Annotated in this window: 22 protein-coding genes, 1 tRNA gene and 1 pseudogene; 13 read left to right on the forward strand and 11 right to left on the reverse strand. The window is 61.4% G+C overall.

Annotated elements, in window-relative coordinates:
- Positions 1-71: 71 nt before the first annotated feature.
- Positions 72-1,025 (forward strand): transglutaminase-like cysteine peptidase, encoded by a 954-nt coding sequence (locus tag ACVWWD_RS16125; RefSeq protein WP_352552783.1) that lies wholly within the window; start codon positions 72-74, stop codon positions 1,023-1,025.
- 134 nt (positions 1,026-1,159) lie between these two features.
- Here the strand turns inward: ACVWWD_RS16125 and ACVWWD_RS16130 are convergent, their stop codons facing one another.
- The 6 genes from ACVWWD_RS16130 to ACVWWD_RS16155 form a co-directional block, all read right to left on the reverse strand.
- The gene (locus tag ACVWWD_RS16130; protein ID WP_023772889.1) at positions 1,160-1,801 is read right to left on the reverse strand and encodes a ribbon-helix-helix domain-containing protein; all 642 of its coding nucleotides are present in this window, start codon (positions 1,799-1,801) and stop codon (positions 1,160-1,162) included.
- Positions 1,791-3,080 (reverse strand): HlyD family type I secretion periplasmic adaptor subunit, encoded by a 1,290-nt coding sequence (locus ACVWWD_RS16135; RefSeq protein ID WP_023772888.1) that lies wholly within the window; start codon positions 3,078-3,080, stop codon positions 1,791-1,793. The genes ACVWWD_RS16130 and ACVWWD_RS16135 overlap by 11 nt, the downstream gene beginning before the upstream one ends.
- 50 nt (positions 3,081-3,130) lie before the next feature.
- On the reverse strand, positions 3,131-5,263 hold the full coding sequence (locus ACVWWD_RS16140; protein ID WP_023783522.1) for a type I secretion system permease/ATPase: 2,133 nt from the start codon (positions 5,261-5,263) through the stop codon (positions 3,131-3,133).
- Between the two features lie 36 nt (positions 5,264-5,299).
- Positions 5,300-6,748 carry a TolC family protein gene (locus ACVWWD_RS16145; RefSeq protein WP_352552780.1) on the reverse strand — a complete coding sequence of 483 codons (1,449 nt, stop codon included), beginning with the start codon at positions 6,746-6,748 and terminating at the stop codon, positions 5,300-5,302.
- Positions 6,749-7,259: 511 nt separating this feature from the next.
- Positions 7,260-7,334: transfer RNA gene (locus tag ACVWWD_RS16150), tRNA-Gln, on the reverse strand.
- A gap of 126 nt (positions 7,335-7,460) precedes the next feature.
- Positions 7,461-7,805 carry a VOC family protein gene (locus tag ACVWWD_RS16155; RefSeq protein ID WP_023772886.1) on the reverse strand — a complete coding sequence of 115 codons (345 nt, stop codon included), beginning with the start codon at positions 7,803-7,805 and terminating at the stop codon, positions 7,461-7,463.
- A 222-nt stretch (positions 7,806-8,027) separates the two neighbouring features.
- On the opposite strand from ACVWWD_RS16155, the gene ppdK reads away from it, so the two are divergent.
- From ppdK to ACVWWD_RS16170, 3 genes are all read left to right on the forward strand, one after another.
- Positions 8,028-10,706 (forward strand): pyruvate, phosphate dikinase, encoded by a 2,679-nt coding sequence (ppdK, locus tag ACVWWD_RS16160; RefSeq protein WP_352552778.1) that lies wholly within the window; start codon positions 8,028-8,030, stop codon positions 10,704-10,706.
- 118 nt (positions 10,707-10,824) lie between these two features.
- Positions 10,825-11,928, forward strand: a complete 1,104-nt coding sequence (locus ACVWWD_RS16165; protein WP_352552775.1) for a glycosyltransferase family 9 protein — start codon at positions 10,825-10,827, stop codon at positions 11,926-11,928.
- 158 nt (positions 11,929-12,086) lie between these two features.
- A complete protein-coding gene (locus ACVWWD_RS16170) occupies positions 12,087-12,827 on the forward strand; it encodes a polysaccharide deacetylase family protein (protein ID WP_352552773.1) in 741 nt (246 codons plus the stop codon).
- Between the two features lie 54 nt (positions 12,828-12,881).
- Here ACVWWD_RS16170 and ACVWWD_RS16175 read toward each other — a convergent pair whose 3' ends face one another.
- The 3 genes from ACVWWD_RS16175 to ACVWWD_RS16185 all read right to left on the reverse strand — a co-directional run bounded on the left by ACVWWD_RS16175 (position 12,882) and on the right by ACVWWD_RS16185 (position 14,509).
- On the reverse strand, positions 12,882-13,271 hold the full coding sequence (locus ACVWWD_RS16175; protein ID WP_023783523.1) for a DUF427 domain-containing protein: 390 nt from the start codon (positions 13,269-13,271) through the stop codon (positions 12,882-12,884).
- A gap of 128 nt (positions 13,272-13,399) precedes the next feature.
- Positions 13,400-13,753 carry a hypothetical protein gene (locus tag ACVWWD_RS16180; protein ID WP_352552770.1) on the reverse strand — a complete coding sequence of 118 codons (354 nt, stop codon included), beginning with the start codon at positions 13,751-13,753 and terminating at the stop codon, positions 13,400-13,402.
- A 165-nt stretch (positions 13,754-13,918) separates the two neighbouring features.
- A complete protein-coding gene (locus tag ACVWWD_RS16185; protein WP_352552768.1) occupies positions 13,919-14,509 on the reverse strand; it encodes a biotin transporter BioY in 591 nt (196 codons plus the stop codon).
- A gap of 115 nt (positions 14,510-14,624) precedes the next feature.
- Here ACVWWD_RS16185 and ACVWWD_RS16190 point away from each other — a divergent pair, with 115 nt between their 5' ends.
- On the forward strand, positions 14,625-15,533 hold the full coding sequence (locus ACVWWD_RS16190; protein ID WP_352552766.1) for an MBL fold metallo-hydrolase: 909 nt from the start codon (positions 14,625-14,627) through the stop codon (positions 15,531-15,533).
- Between the two features lie 64 nt (positions 15,534-15,597).
- On the opposite strand, the gene ACVWWD_RS16195 is transcribed toward ACVWWD_RS16190, so the two are convergent.
- Positions 15,598-16,383, reverse strand: coding sequence for a DUF1499 domain-containing protein (locus ACVWWD_RS16195; RefSeq protein WP_352552765.1), 786 nt, complete (start codon positions 16,381-16,383; stop codon positions 15,598-15,600).
- Positions 16,384-16,449: 66 nt separating this feature from the next.
- A pseudogene (locus ACVWWD_RS16200) lies at positions 16,450-18,079 on the reverse strand (fatty-acid--CoA ligase).
- A 540-nt stretch (positions 18,080-18,619) separates the two neighbouring features.
- Here ACVWWD_RS16200 and ACVWWD_RS16205 point away from each other — a divergent pair.
- From ACVWWD_RS16205 to ACVWWD_RS16240, 8 genes are all read left to right on the forward strand, one after another.
- Positions 18,620-19,897, forward strand: coding sequence for a sugar transferase (locus ACVWWD_RS16205; RefSeq protein ID WP_457103185.1), 1,278 nt, complete (start codon positions 18,620-18,622; stop codon positions 19,895-19,897).
- Positions 19,898-19,918: 21 nt separating this feature from the next.
- Entirely contained in the window at positions 19,919-21,193 is a 1,275-nt protein-coding gene (locus tag ACVWWD_RS16210) for a nucleotide sugar dehydrogenase (RefSeq protein ID WP_352552759.1), read from the forward strand.
- Positions 21,193-22,218, forward strand: a complete 1,026-nt coding sequence (locus ACVWWD_RS16215; protein ID WP_457103186.1) for an NAD-dependent epimerase — start codon at positions 21,193-21,195, stop codon at positions 22,216-22,218. The genes ACVWWD_RS16210 and ACVWWD_RS16215 overlap by 1 nt, the downstream gene beginning before the upstream one ends.
- Positions 22,219-22,302: 84 nt before the next feature.
- Entirely contained in the window at positions 22,303-22,995 is a 693-nt protein-coding gene (locus ACVWWD_RS16220; protein WP_352552234.1) for a methyltransferase domain-containing protein, read from the forward strand.
- A complete protein-coding gene (locus tag ACVWWD_RS16225; protein ID WP_457103187.1) occupies positions 22,973-24,277 on the forward strand; it encodes a glycosyltransferase in 1,305 nt (434 codons plus the stop codon). Before ACVWWD_RS16220 ends, ACVWWD_RS16225 begins: the two co-directional genes overlap by 23 nt.
- Positions 24,278-24,299: 22 nt before the next feature.
- A complete protein-coding gene (locus ACVWWD_RS16230; protein ID WP_457103632.1) occupies positions 24,300-25,043 on the forward strand; it encodes a glycosyltransferase in 744 nt (247 codons plus the stop codon).
- On the forward strand, positions 24,980-25,447 hold the full coding sequence (locus tag ACVWWD_RS16235) for a glycosyltransferase (RefSeq protein WP_457103633.1): 468 nt from the start codon (positions 24,980-24,982) through the stop codon (positions 25,445-25,447). Before ACVWWD_RS16230 ends, ACVWWD_RS16235 begins: the two co-directional genes overlap by 64 nt.
- 35 nt (positions 25,448-25,482) lie before the next feature.
- Positions 25,483-26,295, forward strand: a complete 813-nt coding sequence (locus tag ACVWWD_RS16240) for a class I SAM-dependent methyltransferase (protein ID WP_352552230.1) — start codon at positions 25,483-25,485, stop codon at positions 26,293-26,295.
- Positions 26,296-26,418: the final 123 nt, after the last annotated feature.

The raw sequence follows: 26,418 nt of genomic DNA on the forward strand, positions 1-26,418 counted from the left end.
GAAACTTATCCATCTTCCTTTCCAGTAATTTGAGACAAAATTGGTAGCGTCCACAGTCAAAGGTGGGCGTCATGAAAAAACAAAAGAATGCTCCGGGGAAGAGCAAGCTCAAGCTGCTTCTGCTGGCGGTGGGGGTAGCCGGCTCGGCGCAGCCAGCCCTTGCCGGGCCCGTCATCAGGAATTTCATGCCCGAAACAGCACTGCTTGGAGTGGTCCAGGCGCCGCTTGGTCTCGGCGGCATTTCGCTGCAAAGATACCAGCCCTGGCAGCCGGCCACCCCCCACCGGATCAGCCTTGTCCTCAATGGCTACAGTCCCGTTTTCGCGCAAGACGGGTCCAGCACCTCGATGGCTCACGAAGGCGGGGGTATCGACCCGATTAAGACTGCGTCGATCATTCCGGGCGTTTTCGGGTCGGTTGCGCTGTCCATGCGCAATTTTCCCGTTTCGGCGCGTTGGGCACCGGTTTACCGAGCCATAACCGCTTGCACCGCGGGCAGCCCCTGTGACCACGAGAGCCCGGCCTTCGCGGCCATGGTCTCGGCTGCCCAAGGCAAGGGGTTCGTCGAAAAACTATCGTTCATCGACAGCGGCATCAACCACCTGATCGCCTATAAGAAGGACAGCGTCGTTTACGGCAAGCTCGACTACTGGGCGAAGCCTTCGGAGATCCTCGCCAATCGTGCCGGCGACTGCGAGGACTTCGCCATCCTCAAGATGACGGCGTTGCTGAGGGCCGGCATTCCGGCACGCAGCATGTCGCTCGTCGTTCTGCAGGACCGCAAGCGAGGCTTCTTCCACGCCGTGCTTTCGGTCAGCACCGCAAGCGGCGCTTACATTCTCGACAGTCTCAACGATACGGTGCTCAAGGACAGCGCCCTTCCGAATTATCAGCCACTGTACTCGTTCAGCACCGACCGGGCCTGGATTCACGGCTCCAAGTCGGGGGACGCCCAGATGGCCGATGTCAAGGGCGGTTTCGCAACCGTCGCCCCTGGGGAAGGCGTCCAGACGGAAGTCAAGTAAGGGGCCCGCGCACCGGCTTTCTTGTGCTGGTTGAATGGCGGAAGAATTGCGGGAAAGGTCCCTTGGTGGTTTTCCGGCGGAATTGCGTCAAGCACATAGGGCCGTTCGGCGTTTGCGCGAACCGATGAATGGCGCTAGCCGTTGAAGACAAAGGCCATCAGCAATTCGAGATCCAGCACTGGCGCACGCACCACGTTCAGCTGGCCCCGATAACGGCGTTCGCCGGCTCCGATCACAAATCCGCTCGCAACGGCAACGTCGCCATTGGTGTCGAGGCGGGCGAATATATCGGCCACGTTGAGATCCAGCGCCAGCTTCAGGTCCTGGCGCGTGTCTTCGTCGAATGCCGCCGGCAATTGTCGTTTGACCAATTGCTGGAACGGCGCATTGAACGTCACGATCTTCTTCGTCGAGGCCAAGGCGAAGGCCGGCGACGGGCAGGCAAGTAGAATGGCGTTTATCGTCCTGATCGATGCAAGCCTGCGCAAATTCAGATTCTCACGCCCCAACTCGCGTATGCAGGCCACCCGGATTGCCGAGGTCAGGTTTCCTTTCTCCGCGTGACCTTCGGCGATCTCGTCGACCAGCATGCCGATCGTGCATTTGCGGCTCTCAGCCATCTGTTTCAGCGAAACCCAGAAAGCCCGTTCCAGCCGAATGCCGCGCCTGATACCGCCGCGCGCCACGACGCGGAACTCGAGTTCGAAATCTTCTGTCGGGAGGGGCAGAAGCAAGAGGTCGCTACCGGTCGCGGGAGAGGTGGCGCTAGCGCTCACTCATTGCCTCCTGGCGGGCTTTGTTGATCGGCTTCAGCAGGTAGCTCAGGATCGTCTTGCGACCGGTCTTGATATCCACGGAACAGATCATGCCGGGGATGATCGAATATGCCTTTCCGTCTCGCTCCAGTGTCGATCTATCGGTTGAAACACGCACCTGATAGTAGGGCTCGCCCGTCTTCTGATCGACCAGGCTGTCGGCGGTTATGTTTGAAACCTTGCCTTCGATGCCGCCAAAGATCGAGAAATCGTAAGCCGTGACTTTGATCAAGGCATCCTGGTCTGGGCGGATAAAGGCGACATCGCGGGGCGAAACACGCGCTTCGACCAGCAATGTCTCGGAAGTGGGCACGATGCCGGCCACGACAGTACCCGGCTGGACGAAGGCGCCGACGGTGTTCAGTTCCATCGTGTTGACGATACCGTCCACCGGCGAGCGGATATCCGTTCGCGCGACCTTGTCGGTCGCGCCGCGAATGGTTTCGTCCACCACTGAAAGATCGGCCAGGGCCTGCGTCAGGTCATCGAGCGCTTCCTGCTTCAACTGCAGCCCGAGTTCCTCGACCTGGAGCTGCGCCTCGGTGATCGCCGACTTGCCCTTCTTTATCGTCTCGCCGGCCAGGTTCAATTGGCCGTTGAGTTCGGTCTGTTCCTGCTCGACCTTAAGCTGCTCGGTCCTTGCCATCAGACCTTTCTTGACCATCCCCTCGACCAGCTTCGCTTGCTGGTCGCTCACCGCCAGGTTTTTTGTCAGGCGGTCGAGATTGGCGTCCGCCTCGTCCAGTTCCTTTTCGCGCTGGTCGAGTCGCGACTTGAGCACCGACAGCTTGTTGTCGAAGTTTTCGCGCCGGGCAACGAGGAGATTTTGCTCGTTGTCACAGATTTCCGGCGCCACGGATTGGATGTCCTGCGGACAGGGAAACGATCCGGTGATGCTGCCGCTCTGTTCGTATTTGAGCCTGGCAATGCGTGTTTGCAGGGCCCGCGCCTTGGCTTGCTGTTCGCCGAGGCTGGACGTGTTCAAGGTATTGTCGAGACGGATAATGAGGTCGTTCTTCCTGACGACCTGCCCCACCTTCACGGCGATTTCCTGAACGACCCCCGGCTCGCTGGCTTGAATGACCTGGGTCTTGGAGGCCGGTATGACCTTGCCGTCGCCACGCGCGATCTCGTCGACCTCGGCGAAGGACGACCAAGCGACAAAGGCGACGAAGAGCGCCCCTATGATGAATATGGACGCCGTCGCAAAAAGCGGCGGGCGGTCTTCCCTGGCAAGCATTTCCCACGTCCCGTTATTATATCGGTTTCAGCCCGATATAATTTGTTCATTCAGGAATTCGTTCTCTGCAGCGCCTGAATGACTTGTTCTTTTGGCCCGTCAGCAACAATCTTTCCTTGTTCGACAACAATAAGGCGATCAGCCAATTCGAGCATGCTGAAGCGATGCGTCGAGACGATCAGCGTCGTGTTGTGGTCGAAAGCGGTCTTGAGTTGCTTTATCAGTTGCCGTTCCGACGCCAGATCCATCGAGCCGGACGGTTCATCCAGAAAGACGATCTTCGGCTTGGTCAAAAGCAGCCGGGCGATCGCCACCGTCTGTCTCTGCCCACCGGAAAGATTGGTGCCCCGCTCACCGACATTCATGTCGTAGCCACGCGGGTGGCGAGACACGAACTCATCGACGCCGGCGGCTTTCGCGGCTTCGATGATTTGCTCGTCGGTCGCCTCCGGAGACGCCATCAGCAGGTTCTCCTTGATGGTGCCCGAAAACAGATCGCCGGCTTGCGCGACGATGCCGACGGCGGCGCGCACCTCTGACGGGTGATACTGGCGGATGTCGATGCCATCCACCAGCAATTCGCCGGAGCTTGGCAGAAAAAGCCTGCCGATCAGGCGTCCCATCGTCGTCTTGCCCGACCCGATGCGGCCGATGATGCCGATGCGCTCTCCCGGCTTCACCGAAAAGTTCAGGCCAGACAGAACCTCGTTTTCCGATCCGGGGTAGACGAAGCCGACATTCTTGAACGTCATCGCTCCATTGCGAATCGGGCGATTGACGAAGCCCACCGTATCCGGCCGGTCCTCCGGCTGGGCCATGATGGAATTCACCATTCTCAAGGAGAGCATGGCCTGGCGAAATCTCGACAGGGTGATCGCGATCTGGCCGAGCGGAGCCACGGCCCGGCTCGCCAGCATCACCGTTCCGATGATGGCTCCTGTCGAAACATGCCCTTCCGAAAAGGCGTAGGCTCCAGCCACGACCAGGGCGACCGTCACAAGCTGCTGGATGGCCTGGGTGATGTTGCCGGCCGCCGCCGAGAGCTGCTTGATCTTCTCGGAGGTGTTGGCCGCATTCTTCGAATGCTCGCCCCACTTCCTCAGCAAATAGGCTTCGGCGCGCAGCGACTTGATCGTTTCCAGCGTGGAGATGGACTCGACCAGCAGAGCCTGGCGCTGGGAGGCTTCATTCATGGAGGCGGCGACCCGTTTGCCGATACGGCGTTGCGTGACCAGGCCAACGACTACCGACGCCACGAATGCGAGGGCCGGGATGACGACCAGCCAGCCGCCGATCGCGTAGATGACGAGCAGGAAGATGAAGACGAAAGCCGTATCGATGAACACGCTGATCGTGTTGGAGGTGAAAAATTCCCTGACGAACTCATATTGGGTGATGCGGTTGGCATATTCGCCTGTCGAGCCCGGGCGCGCGGATAGGGATGAATTCAGCACCTTCTCGAACAGCAGATACGATATCCGCAAATCCGCCTTGCGCCCGGCATAGTCGATGAGCGAAGCTCGGGCCGTTTTCAAAAGCAGATCGAAGAGAATGACGGCGCCGATGCCGATCGCCAGCACCCAAAGCGTCGATATCGCCTTGTTCGGCAATATGCGGTCATAGACATTCATGGTGAAGATCGGCGAGGCGATGGCCAAAAGGTTGATGAAGATCGCCGACAGCACGACCTTGGAATAGGTGCGCCAGAAAGCGCCCATTGTCCCCGTCAGCCAATGGCGCCGCTCGATCTGCTGCGCCGAGCCGACCTTCATGCCCTCGGTGGCGTTGGCATAGGTGATGGAGAAGGATACACCGCCACTGATGTAACTTGCGGCCAGCTCGGATTTGCCGACAGTCGTGCGCCCGTCTTCCTGCGGGGCCGTGAGATACCCGTCGCCGTCGGTTTCCGCCAGCAGGGCGATCGGCAACTGACTGACGCGGAAGAGAATTGCCGGAAGATCCACGCGACCGCGCAGGAAGTCGCGATGGTTGAATTCCTGGGTCTCGAGACCGATACGCTCGGCAAGATGTCGGATCTCGGTGACCTCGATGCGCGTGTCCGAAATCGGCACTCCGGCAAACAGCACGGTCTCGGCGCTCGGCCTGCCGAGATAGGCGGCCACCGCCGAAAAGCAGGCCTTGAACGCCTCCTTGGGCGACAGAATATGTGGCTGCTGATTCACGACCCGCCCGCCAGAACCCCTAACACCCCTTACGGCTCACTTCTTCCTGACAGGGGCGAGGATGTCGAAGGGCAGATCGTTCTTCTGTTCCGACGGAGTCCGTGCATAGGTTTCGGTGTCCGGGATCTCCGGAACCGCGAATTCCTCCTTGGCATAGGCCGCGGCCTGCTTCGGCGGCTGGATGTCCATCGTTTTCAGCAACTGCCCGGTTGCCGCCAGAAGCCGGTATTGGGCAAAGAGGGATGCGTAGGACGCGGTGTCCGCCAGCGTTGCTGTGTTGAACCGCGTATTCTGCGCATCCAGCACATCGAGCAGCGAGCGCTGTCCGACCTTGAACTGCTCGCGATAAGAGGCAACCAGCTTCTCGTTGGAAGCGGCTTGCAGCTTCAGGGTCTTTGCCAGGTCGGCTTGCCGGAAGCGGCGATCCCAAGACGTGCGAACGGCTTCTTCGATCTCCCGCAGAACCTGATGCAGCCCAAGCCGCTGTTCGCTGGCGCGGCGGATCTGCTCCTGTTCATTCGCTTTGTCGATGCCGCCCCGATACAGGTTCCACCGCAGCACCACCCGTGCCTGCAGATCGGACGTGTCTCCATTGTCGCCGTCAATGTCGTATCCGGCGCGGGCAACGCCTTCGGCGACGACCGACGGGCCGTATTTCGCCCGAGCGGCGTCAACCTGCGAGCCCGCGGCGGCGATATCGCTATTGGCCATGTGGACGCGCGGGTTGTTCTCCCGCGCAATGCCCAGCGCGTCGTCCAGGGACCTTGGCAGCGCAGAGGAAACATCGCTTGGCCGCGATGCATTGGTCAGAGGTTTCCCGACGGTCTTGAAGAAGCGTATCCTCGAGGCCTCGAGTTCCTCGGAAGCCTCCTGCATGCGGGCCTTGGCCGCAAACAAGCGCTCCTCGGCCTGTTGCCGGTCTGCTTCGTTCAACCCGCCGCCTGCTATGCCTTCCCTGATGTCGTGGAGAATCGCTTGGTGGAAGCCCAGATTCTTCTTTGCCTCGGTCACGATCGAGGCCTGAAGCATGTATTCCAGGTAATCCTGGACGACAGACAGCCCGATGAACTCGGATCGCTCCAGCACGCGGAATGAGGCGCCATCGACTCGCGAGGCTTGACGGTTGAGTTCGGCTCGCCTTGCGCCACTATCATAAAGCGTTTGCGAAACCGTCAGATCGGTCTCCGCGGGATAAAGCGCATCGTGCTCGATGGAGAGCGCGCGGCGGGAGGAGTTGTCCAGACGGCGAGCACCAGCGGATGCCTCCAGGTCGACGCTTGGAAGATAGAGCCCTTTTGCTTGCCGCAGTTCGAACTCGATGGCCTCGCGGTTTTCGATGGCTTGGCCGATTTCCGGGTTGGATTCCACCGCGACCGCCATGGCTTCCTTGAGTGTCAGTGCATGCGCCCCCCAGCAGCTCAGCATGGTAGCCGTCATCAAGAGACCAACGCCCATGACCTTGGTCGACAGACCTGTCGTCTTCATTTTCCCACCCACGTTTCCCCGCGCTTTTTAAGAGCGCCCCAGCCGGGCTTGGCGCCTGGCCTTGCCACTATCTTGCAAATTAATGTCCGCGTTTCATTATTAAGCTGTGACTTAATCATAGAATCTAAGCAGACGGCCAAAAAATGTAGCAAAAATAGCACACATTTGAGACGCTGGCGGGACCAAGTGCCGGTATCGTAGCTGAAGCCCGAGACAAGATATGGAAGATGGACAACAGCAAGCTTGTTCTCGCATATGCCGACGAGTACGCATGTCCGCAAACAAAGTTGCTCTTGCGGAGGCAACAAGGCGCCTTCAACGGTTCGGGGCAGGAGGATTTGGTCCGGCCCCACCCAGATTGACAACATGTTCTGGTCGCGCTTTCACCCGGTGTGGTTGGTGCATCGCCGAGGCACGGCCGAGCGTGACACTTCTTGGTCAAGTCTGGGCTCAGGGTATTGGGAGCAGGGCCTGTTCGGCGCGTGCTTCGGTCTCGGATGGAGTCTGCGTTTGGCTGGGGCGCCAGGATTCGAACCTGGGAATGTCGGTACCAAAAACCGATGCCTTACCACTTGGCGACGCCCCAATAGCCGTCAGAGTCGCTGTGCGGCGCGTTATTAGCAGAGCAGCCGAAAAGCACAATGCTATGAATGACTGCGAAGACGCTCGGCTGACCAGCGATGCAATCGGCGCCAGGTGATCCACAAACGGACTAGTGGGACCACACAGCCAGCTCGTTGCCGGCTGGATCGACGAAGTGGAAGCGTCGGCCGCCAGGGAATGAGAATATCGGCCTGACGATCGTTCCGCCGGCACTTTCGACGGCGCGAAGGGTTTCCTCCAGATTGTCGCTGTAAAGCACGGGCAACGGCTTGGCCGGTGCTTCCGCGGCATCGGCCTGAAAACCGCCATCCAGGCCCTCGGCGAAGGCCGAATAGGTCGGCCCATAATCCGTGAAGGACCAGGCGAAGGCGGCGCTGTAGAAGGCCTTCAACCGATCCAGTGTGCCGGCGGTCGCCGGCATCTCCAGATAGTCGAGTTTTCCAGGCTGTTTCATGGCGCACCTCTTGTTCCCTTTATGTTCTAGACGTCGCGCCGTGAGGTGGCAAGTCTTTTTGCCACAGGCCCAGGGGGAGTTTTTTCTTAATCGATTGTAGCGGCCGAACGGCTTGCCGACGCCTTGCCTTTCGCACTGCAGCATCATATCGCTCCAAAGTCGGGCACGATGGAACTTTGCGTTTCGCCAATCTTTCCAATCTCCTGCAACCGGAGAGCAAGCATGACCAAATGGGTTTTCACCTTTGGCGATGGTGCGGCGGAAGGCCGTGCCAGCGACAAGAATCTGCTGGGCGGGAAGGGCGCCAACCTGGCCGAGATGTGCAGCCTGGGGCTGCCAGTGCCGCCGGGCTTTACGATCACCACCGAGGTCTGCAATGCCTATTATGCCAACGGTCGCACCCACCCGGCGGGATTGGAGGCTGATGTCGCGGTCGCCCTCGACCATATCGGCCGGCTGACCGGTCGCCGGTTCGGCGACCCGTCGAAACTGCTCCTGGTTTCGGTGCGTTCCGGCGCCCGGGCGTCGATGCCCGGCATGATGGATACCGTGCTCAATCTCGGATTGAACGACGAGACAGTCGAGGCGCTGGCCGCCGATTCCGGCGATGCGCGCTTTGCCTATGACAGCTACCGCCGTTTCATCCAGATGTATTCCGACGTCGTCATGGGCCTCGATCACGAGGTGTTCGAGGAAATCCTGGAAGACCAGAAAGCCAGCCTCGGCCACGAGCTCGACACCGAACTGACGGCGACCGAATGGCAAGGCGTCATCGCGCTCTACAAGGCCAAGGTCGAGGAGGAACTCGGCAGGCCGTTCCCGCAGGATCCGCACGAGCAACTCTGGGGAGCGATCGGCGCGGTGTTTTCAAGCTGGATGAACAACCGGGCCATCACCTACCGGCGTCTGCACGATATCCCAGAAAGCTGGGGCACGGCGGTCAATGTCCAGGCCATGGTGTTTGGCAATATGGGCGAGACCTCGGCCACCGGCGTTGCCTTCACCCGCAACCCCTCGACCGGTGAAAAAATGCTTTATGGCGAGTTCCTGGTGAATGCGCAGGGCGAGGATGTCGTCGCCGGCATCCGCACGCCGCAGAACATCACCGAGGCTGCGCGCATCGCGGCCGGTTCCGACAAGCCGTCGCTGCAGAAGCTGATGCCGGATGCCTTCCAGTCCTTCGTCACCATCTCCGACAGCCTGGAAAAGCACTACCGCGACATGCAGGATCTCGAATTCACCATCGAGCGCGGCAAGTTGTGGATGCTGCAGACCCGGTCCGGCAAGCGGACCGCCAAGGCGGCGCTCAGGATCGCGGTTGAAATGGCAAGGGACAGCCTGATCACGAAGCAAGAAGCCGTCGCACGCATCGATCCGGCATCTCTTGACCAATTGCTCCACCCGACCATCGACCCGAAGGTCGCGCGAGACGTCATCGGCGTCGGGCTGCCGGCGTCTCCGGGGGCTGCCACCGGCGAGATCGTCTTTTCCTCCGGCGATGCCGAGGATCTGAAGACACAGGGGCGCAAGGCGATCCTGGTGCGTATCGAGACCAGTCCGGAAGATATCCATGGCATGCATGCGGCCGAAGGCATCCTGACCACGCGCGGCGGCATGACCAGCCACGCCGCGGTCGTCGCGCGCGGCATGGGCAAGCCTTGCGTGTCCGGAGCCGGCTCGCTGCGCGTCGACTACAAGGCAGGCACACTGATCTCGATGGGGCAGACCTTCCGCAAAGGTGACATCATCACCATCGACGGCGGCAACGGCCAGGTGCTCAAGGGCGCCGTGGCGATGCTGCAGCCGGAATTGTCCGGCGATTTCGCCGCCATCATGGAATGGGCGGACGCGGTGCGCCGCATGAAGGTGCGCACCAATGCCGAAACGCCGCTCGATGCCCGCATGGCGCGCTCCTTCGGCGCCGAGGGCATTGGGCTATGCCGCACCGAGCACATGTTCTTCGACGGCGCCCGCATCGTCGCGATGCGCGAGATGATCCTGGCCGACAGCGAGAAGGACCGCCGCGCGGCGCTGGCCAAGCTTCTGCCCATGCAGCGCTCGGATTTCCTGGAATTGTTCGAGATCATGGCCGGCCTGCCGGTGACGATCCGCCTGCTCGATCCGCCGCTGCATGAATTCCTGCCCAAGACCGAAGCGGAAGTCGCCGAAGTCGCGGCCGCCATGAACGTGTCGGCAGACAAGCTCAGGCAGCGCACCGAGGCCTTGCACGAATTCAACCCGATGCTAGGCCATCGCGGCTGCCGGCTCGCCGTCTCCTACCCCGAAATCGCCGAGATGCAGGCGCGCGCCATTTTCGAGGCGGCGGTCGAGGCGGGCAAGAAAGCCGGCGCGCTGGTCGTCCCCGAGATCATGGTCCCGCTGGTCGGTCTGGCGAAGGAACTCGATTTTGTGAAGGCGCGCATCGACGCCGTCGCCAAGAGCGTCATGGACGAGAGCGGCGTCAACATCGATTACTTGACTGGGACCATGATTGAACTCCCCCGCGCGGCGATCCGCGCCCATGTCATTGCCGAGTCGGCCGAATTCTTCTCCTTCGGCACCAACGATCTCACCCAGACCACCTTCGGCATCTCGCGCGACGATGCCGCCTCCTTCCTGGAGACGTATCGCCAGAAGGGCATTATCGAGCAGGATCCGTTCGTCTCGCTCGACATTGAGGGCGTCGGCGAACTGGTGCGCATGGCGGCGCGGAAGGGCAGGGCGACGCGACCCGACATCAAGCTTGGCATCTGCGGCGAACATGGCGGCGATCCCTCGTCGATCCGCTTCTGCGAGGAGGTCGGGCTCGACTACGTCTCCTGCTCGCCTTACCGCGTGCCGATCGCCAGGCTGGCAGCGGCGCAGGCCGCGGTGCAGACAACGACGACGGCTCGTGGATAGACCGGTCCGAGCTTACGGTTTTGTATGAAAACTCACGCGAACGTGCTAGAGGTATCGCGCAATCTCGCCATTGTTTCTGACCAATTTCGTGATGATCGCCAAACGTCTCCGGAAACATATGTTGCAGATTTCACCCGCTCCGTTCCGCTCGATCCTGATCATTCAAACGAAGTTTATAGGCGATATCGTCCTCGCCTCGACGCTCGCTAGGAACCTTCGGCTCGAATTCCCCGGTGCCAGCATTGCGTTCCTCTGCGAAGCGCACTTGGAGAGCTTCGTGGTTGCGCATGGCCTCGCTTCCGAGGTGGTTCCGTTCAGGCGGGCTCGCGCGCGGGGCACCCCGCTGGAGCGCGGAAAAGAGCTCTACGCAACGGTGAAGGCACTGCGCGGCTTCCGCTTCGATTTGACGATCGACTTGACCGATTCAAAGACCTCTCGGCTTCTCAGCGGCTTGGTCAACGCAAAGACGCGAGTCGGCTACAATCCCCCGGAAAGGCCGCTGAAGCTGCTGGAGCGGCAGCCGGCCAATGTGTTCGCCAAACCATTCGGGTTTGGCGGCCAGCATTTTGTTTATCGCTATCTCTCCCCTCTTGAAGCGCTCGGCATCGATCTGCGGGTGACGGTACCGAGCCTCCAGCCGCCGCCAATCGAGGCCGCGAAAGCCTTGGCGCTTCTGGGCACGCACCACATCCGTCCGAACGCCTTCGTCGCTGTCCACGCAGGCGCGAGTTTCAAGGGCCGGCAGTGGCAGCCGGAACGGTTTGCCGAGGCCATTGACCAGATTGCGGCCGAAACCGGACTGGGCATCGTCCTGGTGGGAGGGCCGGGCGAAGGTGAAACCGCCGCGCGGATCGTTGCCCAGACGGCAACGCCGGTGGTCGACCTGGTCGGAGCGCTGTCGCTCGAGACCCTGCTGGCCGTTCTGGAACAGGCTCGGCTGTTTCTGGGCAATGAAAGCGGGCCGATGCATATGGCCGCTGCCGCCGGCACCCCGGTTGTCGGCCTTTTCGGCCTGACGCATCCGTCGCGCTGGGGACCTGTCGGCGTGCCCAGCATCGCGCTTCGGCCGTCAATGCCATGTGACTGCGTGGCCAAGGATTTGTGTCGCCGAACCGATCCCAGCAAGGCGTGCTGCGTTTGGCGCCTGGAGGTGAAGCCGGTTGTCGAAGCGGCGCGCGAAATTCTCGCGCGCACTGAGCTGAAAAATGAACGCTCTGGCTGAGGGCGATGGAACGGCAAGACTGTCGCTGAACGGCTCGTCGACCAAGTGGGAGGTCAAATTGCCGCGCCAGGCGTTTTTCTGCTATCCCCCGTCCGATTTCCGCCTTCATGCGGGTCTTGGGATATCGGCTTGAAACCGCCGGTCGGGAACTTGGTTCGATGCATTTGCCGCAAAAACATCTCTGCGTGATTGCCATGTCGGTGGCGCTGATATCCAGCGCTCATGGCGCGCCGCTGGTCGAACCCACGCTGCACATCAAGCCGGCTGAAAGCGGAACCGGTCGCGTTGCGCTCACGCTCGATGCCTGCGGCGGCAGAACCGACACGCGCATTCTCTCGGCGTTGGTGGACAACAAGATACCGGCCACCATTTTCGTCACCGGCGTCTGGCTGAAGCGCAACGCCGAGGCCGTGGCGATCATGCGGGCTCATCCCGACCTGTTCGAACTGGAAAATCACGGTGGCCGTCATATTCCGGCTGTCGACACGCCCCGGAAGATTTATGGCATACGCAGTGCCGGCAGCCCGGAAGCAGTCCTTGCCGAAGTCGAGTCGGGGGCCGCGGCTCTGGCCACGACCGGCGAACCGGCGCCGAAATGGTTCCGTGGCGCAACAGCCGAATACAGTCCCTCGGCGATTGCGATGATCCGCAAGCTCGGCTTCAAGATTGCCGGCTTCTCGATCAATGGCGACGGCGGCTCGCTGCTCGGCGCCAAGGAGACGGCCAGGCGCATTGCCGCCGCCAAGGACGGTGATGTCATCATCTCCCACATCAATCAGCCGACCCATGCCGCCGGCGAGGGCGTGGTTCAAGGCCTGCTGGCGCTCAAGGACAAGGGCATGACCTTCGTGCGCCTCGACGATGCCGACGGAACTGGCAACCACGGCACCACCGACTAGGGGCCGGCATCACCTGAATATCGATGCCCCCTGAGTGTCTTCAAGCCGAAGCGTTCAGTCCGGCTTGGCCTCGATGCTGACCTTGCTGGCGTAGAACGCGCCGTGGTCGCGGATGGCGGTCATCTCGTCGAAGGGCTGCCGATAGGCCCACATCGCGTCCTTGCCCGCTTCGCCCGCCGGCAGCACGCTCCAATAGCTGGCATCACCCTTGTAGGGGCAGTGCGTCGCGTGATCCGTTCGGCTGAGCTTGTCGAAATCGATGTCGGCGAACGGAATATAGAAGGCGGCTGGGTAGGGGGCCTCCGTCAGCACCTTCGCCTTGGCGGAAGAAGCAATGACCGTACTGCCGGCGCGGATTGTGACGGTCCCGGAATAGGGCTCTATCGTGATGATCTTGTCGGGATTGCGCTGGAAGCCGGGTGCCGGGTTGGCGATCTTGTCCATGCTGGTTCTCCTTGCCCCGACCTTAGGTGTGGTGGGCGGCCGGATAGAACAAGGCCCCCGGTAACAAACAAACAGACGCCAAGCCCCCGTGCGTGGCGCAAGACTGACCTTCGCGTGGCAGCGGAAAATCAGGCAGCGGTTTTGAAGGCGTCCATCAGCCCGGCATAGGCGGCCGCGATGCCCGCCACCGGGTTGCTGCTTCTCGAGATGGTCTCGACTTTCAGCGACCCTCCGACGGTTGGCAAGGTGAGAAGCAGGAACTGGCGATTGCCGCCATCGCCGACGGATGCCGCCGCGACGTGCTGGCCTTCGCCTTCGTTCTGGACGCACATCTTGAACAGCAGTGTGCCGCCGACCGCTTCGAGGGCGCCCCCGACAACTTCGACGAACTCGTCTTCGGAAACAGTCTTTTCGTCCGGCACCAGATCGGCCAGGCTTTCGGCAAGCGTACTCTCGAGAACCTTATCGTCGAGCGCGTCCATGCGAACCTCTTTCAGTCGCCAATCGCACCCCTTTGCCCGTTAACGAAGCTTAACACCGACGATGGCCGGATTATGGCACTTTCTGCGGTTGGTCCGACCACGAGGAGTTTGCGCCGATGGAATCTATTTTAAGCTCCTGCAATTCGACCGGCGGGCGGCCAAATTTCAGGAGCGCTTCAGCAGCGACCAGACGGCCGGCACGAGGCTGGCCGCGAGCGCGACTTTGATGAGATCGCCGACGATGAACGGCACGACGCCGAACTGCCAGGATTTTTCCGGACCGATGAGCAGCGCCAGCCAGGCGAAACCCATCACCATCATCACCACTTCGGCAACCAGCATGGCGTTGAAAAGCTTGATTGGATGACGGTCCCAGCCACGGTCGGCGGCCCAGCCGACAATCGCCGCCATGACCACGAAGCCGGCGAGATAGCCGCCGGTCGAGCCAAGCATGTAGGCAATGCCGATGCCTTTTTCCGGCGTGCCCTGGAAGACCGGGAAGCCCATAGCCCCTTCCGCCATGTAGAGCAGCAGGGTGGCGACGCCGAGCCGCATGCCGAAGGCGGCGGCGATCAGCAGGACGGCAAGCGTCTGCATCGAGATGTCGACAGGCCCGAGCATCACCTTGGTCTTGGCCGAAAGAGTTAGGAGCAGCGTCCCGGCGATCGCCAGCAAAAACTGCGTTGCAAGTCGCGCGGCACCTTCCTGCGGCAAGGCCAGGAAAACAAGCGGGCGCGTCGTCGTTGCGGTTGTCATGGTCTTCCCCAATCCAATCTTGCCGCGAACCAGAAATCGCGGTCTTGCATTTTCCTATATTGGCTTGCGTGCTATGCGGCAATCTGTTTTGCCGTTCCGGGAACAAAGCGCCGACATGGCTCTCAAATTCGATACCAGCTTCGACCCCGCTTACGGCCGAGGTGTAAGCGTGGCCCCCGACGTGCAACGCCTCACGGCCTCTAATCCCAGTCCCTTCACTTTCCACGGCACCAACAGCTACGTCGTGGGCCACGATACGCTGGCGGTGATCGATCCGGGGCCCGATGACGAGGCGCATCTTCAGACCTTGCTCGACCTGATAGCGGGCCGGCCGGTGAGCCACATTTTCGTCAGCCACACGCATCGCGACCATTCTCCGCTGGCGGCCCGGTTGAAGGAGCGCACCGGCGCCCAAGTGCTGGCGGAGGGACGGCACCGGCCGGCGAGGCCCTTGCACATTGGCGAAACCAATGCGCTCGACGCCAGCGCCGACACCGCCTTCGTTCCCGATATCGCCTTGCCGGACGGCGAACTGGTCAGCGGCGACGGCTGGGCGATCCGGACCGTGCTGACGCCCGGCCATACCGCCAACCATGCGGCATTCGCGCTGGAAGGCACCGGCATCCTGTTTTCAGCCGATCACGTCATGGGCTGGGCAACCTCGATCGTCGCGCCGCCGGACGGGGCAATGGCCGACTACATGGCATCGCTGGACCGCCTGATCGAGCGCGGCGACCGGCTGCTGCTGCCTGGCCATGGGGGACCGGTGACGGCGCCGCGCGCTTTCATGCGCGGGCTGAAGACCCATCGCAAAATGCGCGAACGAGCCATATTGGAACGGATCAGGGCCGGCGACAGGACAATCCCCGACATGGTCAAGGCGATCTACAGGGATACCGATCCCCGGCTGCACGGCGCTGCCGGCCTGTCGGTGCTTGCCCATCTGGAGGACCTGGTGGCGCGCGGCGTGGTGGCGACGGACGTCGCTCCCGCAATAGATGGCATTTTCACGCCAGGCCGATAGCCCTGCCGCCACCCACCCGTTCACCCAACCACGGTCGCGGGGCGCGCGATTTGCCCGAAAAATGCTATTGTGCCGGCGCCGCGCCGATCTGGCCGGCGACTTCCTGATCCAGTTCCGCGAGGAATTCAGTGATGCGCGCGGCATTGTCGCCAAGGTCGTGGCGGCCGTAACGCGAGGCGGAGCGCATGTCGACGATGACCGTGTCGCCGTCATCCGTGACGCGAATGGCGACGTCCGCGGGAAGGCCAAGAGCGAAACTCGAGGCGACGGCGGTGATGGTCACCTCCGTCTGTCCGGCGAGTTCGGGATAAGGCTCCGAAAGGTCCCAGCCGCGCCGGTCGAGCACCGTTTCAACGGCGTTGACGACGGTCTCGAACGGCAGGTCGTAGCTGCGTGCGGTGACCAATGGATAGCTGTCCGTCTGCAACGTCTGCTCACCTGGCGTTGATGGGGACATTGCGTTCATGTCCTTGGTCCGGTCGCTGACATCGAGCAGGGGCGGTTCATCGAAATCGGTCGAAATGTCCCGCAGCGGCGGATAGATCGTCGCCCAGTAGGCGGCAACGCCGTAGGGGGTGAGCACCAGCAGCGCCAGCAAGGCGCCGACGGTGAGATCACGGCCACCACGGTCACCAAAATTCCACAGCCTCGCAAAGGCCAGGCCGGCAAACAGCAGCGCCAGCGCCGCCAGCAGGGCGGCAATGCCCAGCACCCACAGGAAGACCGGCGTTTGGATGAGGCCGAAGCGATGGCCGACAAAGTTCGTCAGCAAAAGCACCGCCGAAAAGGCGCCCGTGCGCCGCGACCAGCCGGCAGCCTTCGACGTTTGCCGTTCGGGAATGCTAACCATTATTCTCTGCGCTGCCCCAACCCGGATGAGGTTTAGTGCCTTTTTGCGGAAACACGCAACATCCTCTCAATCCGTCGGCAAGCGATAGTCCCTGAACTGCTGACGCAAGGTGATCTTCTGGATCTTGCCTGTGGCGGTGTGCGGTATCTCGCCGACGAAAGCGACGTCGTCCGGCATCCACCATTTGGCCACCTTGCCATCCATGAAATCGAGAATCCCGGCCTTGGTGGGTTCCTTGCCCGGCTTGGCAACGACGACCAGCAGGGGCCGCTCGCCCCATTTCGAATGCTTGACGCCGATGGCCGCCGCTTCCGCTACATCGGGGTGGCCGACGGCCAGATTCTCCAAGTCGATGGTCGATATCCATTCGCCGCCGGACTTGATGACATCCTTGGCACGGTCGGTGATCTGCATGTAGCCGCCGGCATCGATATGGGCGACGTCTCCAGTGTCGAACCAGCCGTCCACGTCGAATTGCTCCGCGCCCGCACCGCCATAATAGGCGCGGGCGACGGCGGGGCCGCGCACCTTCAGCCGGCCGAACGTTTTGCCGTCCCATGGCTGCGGATTGTTCTCGTCGTCGGTTACCTTCATTTCGACGCCGAAGGGCGGGTAACCCTGCTTGCTTTGGACGTCGAGCCGAGCCTCGCCCTCGAGGCCGGCATAGTCCGGCTTCAAGGTGCACAGCGTGCCGAGCGGCGACATTTCGGTCATGCCCCAGGCATGGATGACCTGCACACCGTAGCTGTCCTGGAATTTCGTCATGATCGCACGCGGGCACGACGAGCCGCCGATTACGACCTTGCCCAGATGGGGAAGCGTCTTGCCAGTCTCCTCCAGATATTGCAGCAGCATCATCCACACGGTCGGCACGGCGGCGCTGAATGTCACCTTTTCCTGATCGAGCAATTCATAGATCGAGGCGCCGTCCATTTTGCAGCCGGGCATGACCAGCTTGGCGCCGATCATCGGGCCGCTCTGGCCAAGGCCCCAGGCATTGGCGTGGAACATCGGCACCACCGGCAGGATCGTGTCGCGTGACGACAGCCCCATCGCGTCGGGCATGGACGCGATCATGGCGTGCAGCACGTTCGAGCGATGACTGTAGACGACGCCCTTGGGATCGCCTGTCGTGCCCGATGTGTAACACATGCCGGCGGCGGTGCCTTCGTCGAAGGTCTTCCAGGCGAAATCGCCATCGACCTCATCAAGCCAGTCCTCATAGGCGACGGCATTGGGCAAGGTCGTCTGCGGCATGTGTGCCTTGTCGGTGAGCACGATCACCCTTTTTCAGCGATTTGACGGCACCGGCGATTTTTTCCAGCAAAGGTATAAAGGTCAGGTCGACGAAGACGGCCTTGTCTTCGGCATGGTTCATGATCCAGACGATCTGCTCGGGAAACAGGCGCGGATTGAGCGTGTGATAGATCGCGCCGATGCCCATGATGCCGTACCACGCCTCGATATGGCGCGCGGTGTTCCAGGCCAGCGTGGCGATGCGGTCGCCCAACCCATAGCCGTCTCGCTCCAGCCGCTGGGCGACCTTGAGAGAACGGCGGTGGATGTCGGCATAGGTCGTGCGTACGATCGGCCCCTCGATCGAGCGCGACACGATCTCGCGCACGCCATGTTGCCGTTCAGCGTTGTCGATCAGCTTGTGGCACAGCAGCGGCCATTCCTGCATCAGTCCCAGCATGCCGGGTTCCTCCCTCACGCTTTTGGCGGTGCGCTTTTGATCGCATTGTGAAGCGAACCGGGGAATTGTCCAGCGTCCACAAGCGCAGCGGACGAAAGTCGGAGTTCGACCTGTATTGGCAAACGGTTGAATCCGGACGGCTTTTTGATTTCGCTCGGCTGCATCGGGCCCGGACCGGCCGTCGATGGTGGTCTGGCCAGGCGGTTGGCCGAATTGGCAGGGGCAATTGGTCGGCACCAAAGATATCGCCTTTATATCGGCTCGGGGTTCGCCCGTTTTCTTAACGAGTGGAGAATAATCCGGAACATTAGCCGCAGCTTTTAAATTACGATGCAGCAATGCTGCCGATCATAACTTCTGCCGACTAGTCCCGTTAAATAGATGCTTGCTGGTGAGGTCGCACTGGCGTAGCTCTTGATCTTGGACTGAGTCGAATCGCCAATGGTGAGCGGTCCGGTTCGATTTGCGAACGAACAGCCTGCCAAGTGTAGTGGCGATCGCCGACACGGGCACCTTTCGGGGGAAGGAAAGGGGAAGAAGTTGAATGTCGCAACATCAACGATTGTCGGAAGCCGGCACTTCCTGTTCAGAATTCGTTTCCAACTCGTCGGCGGACTGACATTCGCGATCATCGCTCCAGCACTGATCCGGATAGCATCCTATCCGGATGCGATCTATTCGGCCAATCTGCAGATAACGGTCGCGGCTGCCATCATTGCGCATGTTACCGGCTTTCTTGCCTATCGCCGCATTGGCAATTTTCCGGGCGTGGCCGCGGCCAGCTACATCCTGCCGACATTCCTCCTGTCCTACGGTCTAGTTTTCCTGACGATTTTCTTTTTCCGCTTCGAGTATAGCCGGTTTCAGGCCGCCGCCAGCTTCACGCAGTCCACGCTCTGGTATTTCGGCCTGAGCCTCATGACCCGGCGTCTTGAGCCGTACCGGCTGGCCGTCATTCCCGGCGGCAACGTCGAGCGCCTCAGGGCGTTGCCGGGCGTGCACTGGTTCTGGCTAAAGTCGCCCGGCATCGTTATCGAAAGGGTTAACGGTGTGGTCGTCGATTTGCGTGCGGACCTCGGCGCCGAATGGGAACGCTACATCGCCGACCGGGCGCTGTCGGGCACGCCCGTCTATCACGTCAAGCAGGTCAGCGAATCGCTGACGGGTCGCGTCGAGATCGAACATCTGTCGGAGAACACGCTCGGCTCGCTCAATCCGAACCAGGCTTATCTCAAGATCAAGCAAGCCATCGACTGGACCTCCGCGCTTGTCCTCGTCGTGATTCTTTGTCCCGTTCTGCTGCTGGTCGCCCTGTCGATCCGGCTGGACTCGGAAGGTCCCGTGCTGTTTCGCCAACCCCGCATGGGCTACCGGGGCAGGATCTGCACCGTCTACAAATTTCGTTCGATGAGGCAGCAGGTCGGCTCCGGCAGCGACAAGGACAAGGCGATCACGAAACCGGATGACGATCGCATCACGCGGGTCGGGAGCTTCCTGCGCAAGTTCAGGATCGACGAGCTGCCGCAGGCCATCAACATCCTGCGCGGTGAGATGAGCTGGATCGGGCCACGGCCGGAAGCCGTCGTGCTGTCGCAATGGTACGAGGCGGAACTGCCGTTCTACCGGTACCGGCACATCGTCAGGCCGGGCGTGAGCGGGTGGGCACAAGTAAATCAGGGCCATGTCGGGGCGGTCGGTGATGTCATGGAAAAATTGCACTATGATTTTTACTACATAAAGAACTTCTCACCTTGGTTGGACGTGCTGATCGTTCTCAGGACCATAAAAACGATGTTCACCGGTTTTGGTGCGCGATAGCGATCATACGTGCAGGAAGCAATGGATCTCGCCTCAAGGAAAATAGCTGTGATCGGACTTGGCTATGTCGGTCTGCCGCTGGCCGTTGCCTTCGGGGCGACCAGGAATGTGATCGGTTTCGACATCAACCCGTCGCGCGTGGAGGCGCTGAAGCGCGGCGAGGACCACACGTTAGAAGCCAGCGAGGAGGAAATCGCCGCCGCCAGAGGGCTGAAGTTCACCAGCGAGAAGGCCGATCTGCGCGACTGCGGAATTTTCATCGTTACCGTGCCCACGCCGATCGACCGGGCCAACAGGCCGGACCTGAAACCTCTCGTCATGGGGTCGACAACGGTCGGCGAGGTCATATCCCCGGGCGCGGTGGTGATCTTTGAATCCACCGTCTATCCCGGCTGCACGCAGGAAGTCTGCGCACCGCTGATCGAGAAACATTCCGGGCTGCGCTACAACAGCGATTTCTTCCTCGGCTACAGTCCCGAGCGCATCAACCCCGGCGATCGCGAGCACCGGTTGCAGACGATCGTGAAGGTCACCAGCGGTTCCACGCCGGAGGCGGCGGAGGCCATCGACGCGCTCTATGCCTCGATCGTGCCGGCGGGTACGCATCGTGCCTCCAGCATTGCCGTGGCCGAGGCCGCCAAGGTCATCGAGAACACGCAGCGCGACTTGAACATCGCCCTGATGAACGAGCTGTCGCTGATCTTCGGCAAGCTGGGCATCGACACATCGGAAGTGCTGGAGGCAGCCGGCACGAAACGGAATTTCCTGCGCTTCACACCCGGTCTCGTCGGCGGGCACTGCATCGGCGTCGACCCTTATTATCTCACTCACAAAGCCCAGGAACTCGGCTATTATCCCGAGGTGATTCTTGCCGGCCGCCGTATCAACGACAGCATGGGCCAGCACGCGGCGGACCAGACGGCCCGCCTGATGATGCGCAAGGGCATACCTGTCGTGGGCAGCCGAATCCTGGTCATGGGTGCCGCCTTCAAGGAGAACTGTCCCGATCTGAGGAATTCCAAGGTGGCCGACATCGTTGCACAGCTCCGGCAGTACAATGCCAGCATCGACATCTGGGATCCTTGGGTTGGCGCGCAAGAGTGCGCGCGCGCCTTTGGCGTAGCCAGCGTGAAGGAAAAGCCCGCGGAGCGCTATGACGGCGTCATCGTCGCTGTCGGACACGCGCAGTTCCGCGGCTTGGGCGTTGCGGGCCTGAAGGCACTTTGCAAGGACCCCAGCGTAATCTACGACATCAAGGGGCTGTTCCCGAGGGACGTTACGGACGGGCGCTTCTGATGAAGGTATTGGTCACCGGCGCTGCCGGCTTCATAGGCTATCATGTCGCCAGGCGGCTCCTGGAGCGCGGTGACGAGGTTGTCGGCATCGACAGCATCAACGATTACTACGACCCGCAAATCAAGCGGGCGCGGCTGCGGCTCCTGGACGAGGCGAGCCGCAAGACCAATGCCGGCTATCATTTCATCCACGGCGATCTCGCCGACAGGGGCGTGGTCGACGGCTGCTTTACCGACCATGCCTTCGACCGGGTGATCCATCTCGCCGCCCAGGCCGGCGTGCGCTACAGCCTGGAAAACCCGCGCGCCTATGTCGAGAGCAACATTGTCGCCTATACCAACATGCTCGAGGCCTGCCGCGGCAGCCGTGTCGGGCACCTGACCTATGCCAGCACCTCGAGCGTCTACGGCGCCAACACCGACATGCCGTTTTCCGAGCATCGGCCGGCCGACCATCCGCTGCAGTTCTACGCCGCCACCAAGCGCGCCAACGAACTGATGGCGCACAGCTACAGCCACCTGTTCGGCCTGCCGACCACGGGGCTGCGCTTCTTCACCGTGTACGGCCCCTGGGGACGCCCTGACATGGCGCTGTTCCTGTTCACCAGGAGCATCCTGGCCGGTGAGCCGATCAAGCTGTTCAACAACGGCAACCACACGCGCGACTTCACCTATGTCGAGGACATCGCCGAGGGCGTGATCCGTGCCAGCGACAGCCCCGCCGCGGCCAACCCGGCCTGGGATTCCGGCCGCCCGGATCCGGCGACCAGCAGCGCGCCCTGGCGCATCTTCAACATCGGCAACAACAATCCGGTGAAGCTGACCGCCTATGTCGAGGCACTGGAAAACGCGCTCGGCCGCAAGGCCGTGATCGAGCTGCTGCCGCTGCAGGCCGGCGACGTGCCCGACACCTTCGCCGACACTTCGGCGCTGCAGGCGGCCGTCGGCTATCGCCCCCGCACCTCCGTCACCGACGGGGTAGGGCGGTTCGTCGAGTGGTACCAGGATTATTTTGGGCGGGGATAGCGCGAAGCGATAAGGGAGGCAGTGTCGTTGCTGAGGGTGTTTGTACGCGCGAACGTGGCGGTCTCTGAATATCTTGACAGGGCCTTGCCGCCACGCCTTCGCGCGGACGGCAATCACACGTTCGCAACCGAAATCGCGCCGGCGCTGCTGTCTCCGGACGCATTGGTCTACGATCTGGGTGGAGGCGCAAGACCGCTCGTCAGCCTGCCGCAGAAGCGGCGCCTCGGGCTCGTCCTGGTAGGGCTTGATCTCGCCGCCGAGGAACTGTCCAAGGCTCCCGATGGACTCTATGACGAGCAGATCGAGGCAGACCTTACCGTGTTCAAGGGAAGGCAGGATGCTGATCTGGTCATATGCCAGGCGACCCTGGAACATGTTCGCGATGGAGAGGGCGCGCTTCGCGGCATCGCCAGTTGCGTCAAGCCGGGCGGTTTGGTTGCCATTTTCTCGCCATCACGCAATGCCGTTTTCGCCAGGTTGAACCTTTTGCCTGAGAGGATCAAGCGGCGGCTGCTGTTTGCCATCTATCCCGACAAAGGCAGGGGTCACGACGGATTTCCGGTTTTCTACGACAAATGCCTGCCAAGCGAGGTGGAAAGGATCGCGGCGCAAAATGGGTTGGAGCTTGTCCAGCGACGCCTGTTCTGGAGAAGTTCATACTTCTATTCCTTCGTGCCGGCTTTCGTCGCCTGGCGCCTCTGGCTTGGCATCACCGCTCTCTTGCTCGGCAAGGATGCGGCGGAGACCTATGCCTATGTCTTTCGGCGAAAACAGTGATCCGTCGAAGATATTCTCCGCCGGTGCTGGCCCGTTTCCGGTTGCGCCTGCTCTCCAACGGGGGAGCAAGAGCCGAACGAGGCGGTATGGCGGCGGCCGGACTGCGAATCGGATGAAGCGAACGGGGAAAGATGGAAAGTCGTCGGGCGATCCGGATGCCCGGATCGCCGTCTTCATCCCCTCGCTGCGGGCAGGTGGCACCGAGCGCGCGATGCTTACCCTGGCCCGGGAATTCGACCGGCGCGGGTTGGTGACGGATCTCGTACTTGGATGTGCGACAGGGGAATATCTTCCACTGGTTCCAGACAGTATAAGGATAGTGGATCTGCAAGCGTCTCGCATGCTGTTTTCCCTGTTCGGCCTGATTCGCTACGTCAAGGCGGAGCAGCCGCGGGTGATGCTGTCGGCGCTGCCTCACGCGAACATCCTGGCAATAGTGTCGTCCTTCCTGTCACGGCAAGGGGTGCGTACGGTCATATCCGAGAGAAGCAACCTGTCCAGGACCCTTGCGGATACGAAATTGGTCCGTGAGAGATTTCTGCCGTTCCTCATGCGAATGACATATGGTTACGCCGACAGGATAATAGCCGTCTCACATGGCGTTGCGGACGATCTGATCAGGGGCATCGGGCTCGACCCGAATTCTGTCGAAGCAATCCACAACCCATTGGATGTCGAACACATTCGGGCACAGGCCAGCGCGCCCATTGATCATCCGTTCGCGGACGAGGACGGCAGGTCCCTGCTGGTCGCCGTCGGTCGCCTCGATTTCGCAAAGGACCATGCCACTCTGATTAGCAGCTTTTCACGGGTCGTAAGGAAACGACCGGTCAAACTGGCGATTGTTGGGGAAGGGCCGCTGCGGGCGTCGCTGCAGACGATGATCGATGAACTCGAGTTGCGTTCCTCGGTCGCCCTGATCGGCTTTTCGAAAAATCCGTATCCGTGGATGCGCCGCGCCGCGCTGTTTCTCCATTCGTCGCGAAGGGAGGGCTTTCCCAATACGATTATCGAAGCGATGGCCTGCGGAGCTAGGGTGGTGAGCACGAATTGCGAAAGCGGCCCAGCGGAAATCCTGGAGGACGGCAAGTGGGGGCGGCTTGTCGCGGTGGGCGACGTGCAAGCCTTCGCGGCCGCGATATTGGCCGGGCTGGATGATGCCAACCCACCCGATGTCAGACGTCGGGCCCAGGATTTCAGTGTCGAAATAGTGGCTGACGCGTATCTGCTCGCGATGGGTATGGGCCTGGCGAGCGCCACCCGAAAGGAGTTCCAGGATTAAAGTCCTGCATGTCATCACCGGGCTGCACAATGGCGGTGCTGAGGCGGCATTGTTCCGTCTGTGCATGGCCGAGCACACTCATTCGCACGCAGTGGTCTCGCTTTCCGACGAAGGAAAATATGGCCCGCTGCTTCGGGAGGCGGGGGTGCCCCTGGCCTGTCTGTCGATGCCGAAGGGAAGGCTAAGCCTCGGCGGGCTCGCGGCATTTCGGCGTGTCTTGTCAGCCCATCGGCCTGATATAGTCCAGTGCTGGATGTACCATGCAAATCTGGTTGGTGGCGTCCTGTCGCGGCTTGCGGGTATCCGGCTGGTGGTTTGGGGAATGCACAATTCCGGTCTGGATCCGCTTGTCGCCCCCTTGGCCACGCGGATGGCGGACCGGGCCTGCGCGCTCATGTCCCGGGTGGTCCCGACCCAGATCGTGAGCTGTTCGCAACAAGCGTCACGGCGCCATATCAGTGCGGGTTACTCGGCTTCGAACTGGACGATAATTCCGAACGGTTATGATCTGGCTGTCTTCGAGCCGGATGCGAGGGCGCGCAGTCGGCTGCGTCGGGCTTGGTCGATAGATGAAGGCCAATTCGTCATCGGAAGCGTCGCCCGCTGGCATCCCGACAAGGATCACAGGAATCTCGCCGCTGCCTTGGCCAAGCTGTCGGCGCGCGCCGAGTTCCCTTTCAATGTATTCTCGCCGGCCCCGGAATCTCTCCTGAAAATAACGACCTTGCCGGACTGCTGGACCGTTACGGCGTTCGCGACAAGGTGATGCTGCTTGGTCCGAGCGACGGTGTCGCCGCTCTCATGAGTGCGTTCGACATCCATGTGCTTGCCTCGAGGCGCGAGGCATTCCCTAACGTGGTCGCCGAAGCCATGGCGTGCGGTACGCCTTGCGTGGCGACGGACGTCGGCGATATCGGCGTGATTGTCGGCAACACTGGATGTGTTGTTCCGAGCCAGGATCCCGACGCGCTTTCTCGCGCCATTACAAACATGGCTCTGGAAAACCGCAACTCGCCATCCTGGGAGACCAGACAGCAGGCATGCCGCAACCGCGTCGCCTCCGATTTTTCACTTGAGCGGATGGCAAGGGCATACAGCGCGCTATGGGAGAGATTGTCCGCCAAGGACTTGCGCACGGAAAACGACCAGGAACGGACAATTATATGGTAACCTCGCGAGTCATCAGGCAGACGGTGGGGATTGCCGTGTTGGAAACCGACAAGCTGTTCGCAGGCTCGATTCCGGAAAACTACGACCGCTACATGGTGCCTTTGATCTTTGAGCCGTTCGCCGCGGATATCGCACGACGAGCCGCGGCTCTATCGCCCGCTGCGGTCCTGGAAATCGCCGCGGGCACCGGGGTCGTCACCCGCGTATTGGCGCCAAGACTGTCGCCCGACGCAAGCTATGTCGTGACCGACCTAAACCAGCCGATGCTCGACTACGCGGCTTCGCGACAAACTCCTGACAGCCGCATCGAGTGGCGCCAAGCGGATGCCATGGCGCTGCCATTTGAAGATGGAGCCTTCGATCTTGTCTGTTGTCAATTCGGTGCGATGTTCTTTCCGAACCGCACGTCTGCCTATCGCGAAGCCAGGCGGGTCCTGAAGCCCGGCGGACGGTTTTTGTTCAACGTGTGGGATCGCATCGAGGAGAATGTGTTCGCCGATGACGTGACCAACGCTCTCGCACGGATCTTTCCCGACGATCCCCCGCGCTTCCTGGCACGCACGCCGCACGGCTATCACGACAAGGTGCTGATCCGTCGCGACCTGGAGGATGCAGGTTTCTCCCGTGTTGTGATCGAGACGAGAGCCGAACAGAGCCGCGCATCCTCGGCACGTCTTCCGGCCGTTGCCTACTGTCAAGGCACTGTTCTTCGCACCGAAATCGAGGCCAGGGGCGCTGGAAAACTGGACGCCGCAACCGATTACGCGGCATTCGCCATCGCAGAAAGACACGGCGGCGGCGAAGTCGCCGCCAAAATTCAGGCCCATGTAATCATGGCCGAGGTCTAGGTGTCGGCGGGCCCGTTCCGCACGACATGTTGCCCGCCGTACCGCACTTGCATGGCATTCGCAGCGCCACACCAGCCGGATTTGTGAGCCGCAGGGCGCGAGGATATTGGGAGCTAGGCACGA

The sequence above is a fragment of the Mesorhizobium sp. URHB0026 genome (assembly GCF_054059755.1).